Below are 6,000 nucleotides of genomic sequence, written 5' to 3'. Positions count from 1 at the left end.
CGCAAGTAAGTAAGATCCCTCAAAGACGATGAGGTAGATAGGTTCGAGGTGGAAGTGTGGTGACACATGGAGCTGACGAATACTAATCGATCGAGGACTTAACCAAAACGTTTGAAACATTCAATGTGCCGTTTATCCAGTTTTGAAAGAACAAATTCTTTCAATAAAAAAAGAGAGCTTCAAGACACAAGTAGTACAAGGAAGCAAACGAGTGATTGAAGGAGCGTACGTTTGTACGTGACTGATTGAACGAGAGCAGCTGACGCAGTAATACGCCGTGTATTGAAGGTCAAATAAGTCTAGTGATGATGGCAAAGAGGTCACACCCGTTCCCATACCGAACACGGAAGTTAAGCTCTTTAGCGCCGATGGTAGTTGGGGGCTTCCCCCTGTGAGAGTAGGACGTCGCTAGGCAACAAAAACAGTCAGCTGAGTGCTGACTGTTTTTTATTTCATACTTATTTCTTCTTTTTAAATCTATCACTGTATGCAATCCAAAAATCGGCGTTTTCAATGCCAACCTCACGTGGATCGAAAATAGGATCCAGGCCTGCCTTCTTTTGACGATCATAATCACGCAAAACTTTAATAGCAGGTTTTGATAATAAAACGATTACAATAAAGTTTAAATAGCTCATACTTCCGAATCCAATATCCCCCAATCCCCACATAAGGCTCACAGATTGAATGCTTCCGATGTAAACGACTATTAAAAAAACTATTTTTAAAACGAATTTTAATATTGGATATTGTAATTTCTTATCTAGATATACAATTGTCGTTTCTGCTATATAATAGTATGCCATTAAAGTTGTAAAGGCAAAAAGGAAAATGGCAATGGCTACAAAACTACTTCCAAGATTATGAAATACAGTAGATACAGCGGCTTGCGTATAAGCAGTACCTGCAACAAGGCCTGGAACGTTCTCTACAAGCGGTGTTGTAGCGCCAGGAGGTGTTACATTATACATACCTGTTATTAAAATCATTAAAGCCGTTGCTGTGCAAACGATTATCGTATCAATATAAATCGAGAAACCTTGGACTAAACCTTGTTTAGCTGGGTGTGTTACTTCAGCGGCAGCTGAACTGAATGTTGCTTCACCTGCACCAGCCACATTTGAAAATACTGAACGTCTTACACCCCAGGCAATAGCCGCTCCAACGATACCTCCGAATATTTCATTTGTACCAAATGCGCTTGTAACGATTAATTTAAGCATTCCAGGAATTTCACTTAAATTAGCTCCTAAAATAATGATTGTTAATAGAACATAAGCAAGCGCCATAATTGGGACAACTTTATCTGCTACTCGTGCAATCCGCTTAATGCCACCAAAAATGATTAATGCTAAAAGTACAACAATAATTATACCTGTTACAAATGGTGGAAAATGAAATGCTGTATCAAATGAAGCAGCTATTGTGTTTGCTTGAATCCCTGGCACTAAAATTCCATACGAAATACAAATTACGATTGCTACAAAGATGGCAAATCCTTTTAATTTTAACCCTTTTTCAATATAATAGGGAGATCCACCACGATATTGATTATCCGCCTTTTCTTTGTATACTTGTGCTAAAGTTGATTCGATGAATGCACTTGCTCCACCGAGGAAGGCCATAACTCCCATCCAAAATACTGCACCGGGTCCCCCAGCAGCAATAGCAGTTGCCACCCCAGCAATATTACCAACCCCGACACGTCCAGACAACGCCATACAGAAAGCTTGAAAAGAAGAGATGCCTTCGTTCGTTTCCCCTCGTTGACGCAATAACCGTATCATCTCAGGAATATAACGAAATTGAACAGCTTTTGTAATAACAGTGAAATATAAGCCTACACCTAATGCTAAGTAAACGAGTGCATTTCCCCAAATGTAATCAACTAAAGTATTTACGATTGCTTCCATTTATTCTCCCCCTTAAAGAATCATTTCACAGCCCACATCCTTGTTTCTTCCTCTATCGTTCTATAGAAACCCTCCTTTCAACTTTTATTTCTACTAATGGATAATGCATTTTTTATGCCAATAATTGAGCTTCATGTTTTTTCGACAACGAAACGAATGGGTTAAGGCTATAAAAAAATAAAAAATCTTTCTCTTAAAAAGCTAGAGAAAGATTTTTTATAGGAACAATTGATTTAAAAACTGTATACACTTTTTTACTTTTGTCTAAAAAAATGGACATAATTAACTTAGCGTATGTGACAAAGTTTGTGACCATATTTCCTTCATTTTTTGACGACCTACTAAAACTTCCGGATGGAATTGGATATGGGCATTAGCCCTTGTTGTTTCTACATCTTCAATTGCTTGTTGAATGTCTAGTTGCGTAACGCTAGCACCTAACTTGGATGCAATAGTGAGGGCAGCAACTTTTCCTTGTGCGAATGCTACTTTTGCGCCTTCAATTCCTGTAATATTGCCCGCAACATGTAAGCCTGTTAAGTTCGTCTCCATTTGTTCATTATGTAGAGGGACGAATCCGCCTAATTGTTCAATATAATGGAAGGGGCAACCTGCTAAAGAGGCCAATTCTGCTAACGGATATAATCCTCCTGCGATACAAACAAAATCTACATCAATGCGTTTCTCACTGCCTGGAACAATAGAACCATCTATATTGACTGTTGCAAGAACAACACCTTCAACTTGGTCTTTACCCACAATTTCAATAACAGCTTTTCGCAACATAATTGGAATCCCCCACATTCTAACCCCATCTTTAGGATAGAATGTAATCCCAAGTTTCTTTAGGAATTCATTTTTCATAAACTTACTACCAATTTTTATAAGTGGAGAAGGGGCCATATGAGAAACATGCAATAAAGAATTCATTACCTCTAATGGATTACTACTATTAATTGTTAATAAATTGGCTGCAGGTAATGTGATAGCTGCCACTTGCACGTCAGCGATTTGCAACTCCATAGCAATTGCAGAAGAAAGCACATTAACACCAATAATAACGCCGCGCTTGCCGGGCTTTACCCGATGCACATTTGTCATGACTTGCGCAGCCCCTACAGACATCACACCAGGCAACGTCCATCCTGGAATAGGGAACGGTGATTCAGCGGCACCTGTAGCTAAGAGCAACTGCTTTGTATGGAAAACACCTTTATTCGTATGGAGTACCCAATCTTGATCTATTTTTTCTAAATCTGAAACTGACGTTTGTAAAGAAAACTCGACATTCAATTCTTTAGCACGAGCTAATAATCGTTCGGATTCTACTATGCCATTCCACCATTTATTTGGGCTTTCTTCGTAAAGTTGTCCAAGTAAACGTCCGCCTGCATAAAGGTACTCATCTATAACAACAACGCCAATATTTTTTTCAGCCAAAGTAATAGCTGCAGAAAGACCAGCAGGACCAGCACCGATAATAATTACTTTATTTCCCATGATGTTTCCTCCAATCACGTACCGTCGTTGGAAGTACTTTGCCACTCTTTACAACCATACCTTCAGTGACTGGCGTAATACATGCACGTTCTCCATCTAAGCCGTTGATATTTACACGGCATTCAAAGCAATGACCAATATTACAATAAATACCACGTGGATGACCGGTTTCCTCATGCACGCGTAATGTGCGGATATCTTGGGAAAGTAATGCAGCTGCTAATGATTCGCCTTTATATGCTTCGTATAATTGATCATCAAAAGTAAAAGATACTTTTTCCTTGTGTGGCAGATCTCCCAAAATAGGATGACTCATAATACGTTCTGTCATGATTTAACCTCCCCTAAATCCGCAAAACGCACCGGACGAATGGGCGCTTGGTATTTTAATGATATGTCATTATTGCTTCTTGGCTGATAGATATGTGCGATTTGGTCTACCATTGTACGACAAGTACGACCACCACAGTAGCCCATTCCCGCACGCGTACGTAATTTTAGTTCTCGTGCAGAACAATTATATTCAGATGCTGTTTTGACTAGTTCATCGAAGCTAACTTCTTCACAACGACATACCATCATAGTTTTATTTTGCATAGCCTACACCCCTAATACGCAATTTTTATTTACATATATAGTTACTGCAAAAACTATGCCAGATAATTTCTTTTATTATTTTAATCAGCATCCAACGAATGTATAAAGTATCAAACAATACGTGTATAAAAAATGGACAGTTTAAAAAAATTAGACATCTATATTTAGCCTTTTTAATCGGTTGTATAAAGTGGCGCGTGTAATGCCTAATTTTTTTGCACACATCTTTTTATTGCCATTCACAGAAGTCAGTTGTTGCAAAATAATTTCTCGCTCATAATGTTCAAGCTGTTCACTTAATTGGGTGCCATTGCTATGTGGCAAGTCTTTTGGTACCTCTAGTAGTTCTGCTTTAGGAACAGCCGCCAAAATATCGGCTGGTAAATCTTCTACATGAATGGCTCCCTCATTTGAAAAAACAACGAGCCGTTCTATAACATTACTAAGTTCACGTACATTTCCTGGCCACTGATAGTGTAATAGAATATTGACAATCTCAGGAGGAATTCCTTGAATAGGGCGGTTGTATTTAATCGATTTTTCATATAAAAAATAGTTACTAATTTCTAAAATATCTGATGCACGCTCTCGTAATGGTGGAACAGTGAAATTTACAACATTTAAACGATAATATAAATCTTCTCTAAATTTTCCTTCTGCTACTAATTGTTTTAAGTCCCTATTCGTAGCAGCAACTAAATTAAAATCAACATCCATTTCTTTTGTGCCACCGACAGCATAAAATGTTTTTTCTTGTAGCAATCGCAAAATTTTCACTTGCATGTCTAAAGGCATTTCCCCAATTTCATCTAGAAACAAGGTGCCGCCACGTGCTAACTCAACTTTCCCCTTTTTTCCTTTTTGATGGGCACCAGAAAAGGCCCCTTTTTCATAACCGAAAATCTCACTTTCAAATAAGCCACTTGGAATGGCCCCACAGTTGATTGCTACAAAGGGCGCTTCAGGTTTTTCTCGAATGGCATGGACGGCTCGAGCGAAAAGCTCTTTGCCGACCCCGCTTTCACCATATATTAAAATATTGGCTTCTGTTTCAGCGACTTTTTTTACTTTTTCAAGCACATTTTTAAGCTGTGGGCTATTGCCACGGATTAATGTAAAAGGATCATACGCTAAGCCATTCGTATTCATCTGTTTCTCTAAATTCAGTAATTTTTCCGATGTAATATGGAGCTCCTCGTTTAATTTTTTTACATGCGTAATATCTGTCTCTGCCACCACTGCGCCAATCGTTTTATCATTTAACATAACAGGATTTGAATTAATCATCACGACAAGATCTTCACGAGGAAAATGTTGTTGCTGATAAACGGATTTCCCATGCTGTAATGTATGTAATATTTCAAGTTGGTCTTCTTTAAAGAAATTCGTGATAGGTTGTCCAATAATATGATTGCCAGATACAGAAAAAATACTTTCGGCACCTTTTGTCCAATAAATGACGTTTTGATTACCATCAATGACAGTACATGATTCATTAATGGTTTCTAAAATAGTGTTTAAGTAAGCGTTAGTACACTCTAATTCATAGGCAAGATCATGCATTAAGGATTCTTTCCATAAATAACCTATATATTTTTTTTCTTCGTCACGCACAAGTAAATACTCATATTCCTCTAAATAATCAAGCGCTGTTTTGAGCGGACAATCCATACGAACAATTTGACAGGCGATATAGTTAATATCACTTTTTCGTTTGCCTCTTTTAACGGCATAAGGTTTGTCATTTTCAATAACAAAATACTGTATTTTATCATTATTCATTTTAGTAATGACTTCTTCTATAGGGATAAAAGCGAAATTTCGTTTTAGCATTTTATTCATAATTAAATGGTATGGATGCAATGTAAGTCCCCCTTCGTAACCGTGTGTCAAATTTTTTAGAATATTAAAATTTATTTTGACATATAGTGGCTTCTTAATCAAACAAATTTCAGATGTTTAGATTGGCATAGTTTTTGCACAATGTTAA

The 6,000-nt window shown here is 37.5% G+C and carries 5 protein-coding genes and 2 rRNA genes; 2 read left to right on the top strand and 5 right to left on the bottom strand.

The window, feature by feature from the left end; all coding sequences use genetic code 11:
- Together RCJ95_RS19990 and rrf are read left to right on the top strand one after the other, a co-directional pair.
- A 23S ribosomal RNA gene (locus RCJ95_RS19990) occupies positions 1-106 on the top strand; the annotation flags it as partial.
- A gap of 192 nt (positions 107-298) precedes the next feature.
- Positions 299-414, top strand: a 5S ribosomal RNA gene (gene rrf, locus RCJ95_RS19985).
- A 44-nt stretch (positions 415-458) separates the two neighbouring features.
- Here the strand turns inward: rrf and RCJ95_RS19980 are convergent.
- The 5 genes from RCJ95_RS19980 to RCJ95_RS19960 form a co-directional block, all read right to left on the bottom strand.
- Positions 459-1,913, bottom strand: a complete 1,455-nt coding sequence (locus tag RCJ95_RS19980; protein WP_216486224.1) for an alanine/glycine:cation symporter family protein — start codon at positions 1,911-1,913, stop codon at positions 459-461.
- Positions 1,914-2,195: 282 nt separating this feature from the next.
- Entirely contained in the window at positions 2,196-3,413 is a 1,218-nt protein-coding gene (locus RCJ95_RS19975; RefSeq protein ID WP_221683033.1) for an NAD(P)/FAD-dependent oxidoreductase, read from the bottom strand.
- Positions 3,403-3,744 carry a (2Fe-2S)-binding protein gene (locus tag RCJ95_RS19970; RefSeq protein WP_221683032.1) on the bottom strand — a complete coding sequence of 114 codons (342 nt, stop codon included), beginning with the start codon at positions 3,742-3,744 and terminating at the stop codon, positions 3,403-3,405. Before RCJ95_RS19970 ends, RCJ95_RS19975 begins: the two co-directional genes overlap by 11 nt.
- Positions 3,741-4,010, bottom strand: a complete 270-nt coding sequence (locus RCJ95_RS19965) for a (2Fe-2S)-binding protein (protein ID WP_004224294.1) — start codon at positions 4,008-4,010, stop codon at positions 3,741-3,743. Before RCJ95_RS19965 ends, RCJ95_RS19970 begins: the two co-directional genes overlap by 4 nt.
- Positions 4,011-4,160: 150 nt before the next feature.
- The gene (locus RCJ95_RS19960; protein ID WP_257520666.1) at positions 4,161-5,873 is read right to left on the bottom strand and encodes a sigma-54 interaction domain-containing protein; all 1,713 of its coding nucleotides are present in this window, start codon (positions 5,871-5,873) and stop codon (positions 4,161-4,163) included.
- Between the last annotated feature and the right edge of the window lie 127 nt (positions 5,874-6,000).

The sequence above is a fragment of the Lysinibacillus sp. BSL11 genome, from assembly GCF_052928325.1.
Note: the sequence above shows the minus strand (reverse complement) of the source record. Positions and strands in the feature narration are given on the sequence as shown.

Coding starts and splice junctions, on each gene's coding strand:
- RCJ95_RS19965 (WP_004224294.1), bottom strand. CDS start 4,010: ATGCAAAATAAAACTATGATGGTATGTCGTTGTGAAGAAGTTAGCTTC.
- RCJ95_RS19970 (WP_221683032.1), bottom strand. CDS start 3,744: ATGACAGAACGTATTATGAGTCATCCTATTTTGGGAGATCTGCCACAC.
- RCJ95_RS19980 (WP_216486224.1), bottom strand. CDS start 1,913: ATGGAAGCAATCGTAAATACTTTAGTTGATTACATTTGGGGAAATGCA.
- RCJ95_RS19975 (WP_221683033.1), bottom strand. CDS start 3,413: ATGGGAAATAAAGTAATTATTATCGGTGCTGGTCCTGCTGGTCTTTCT.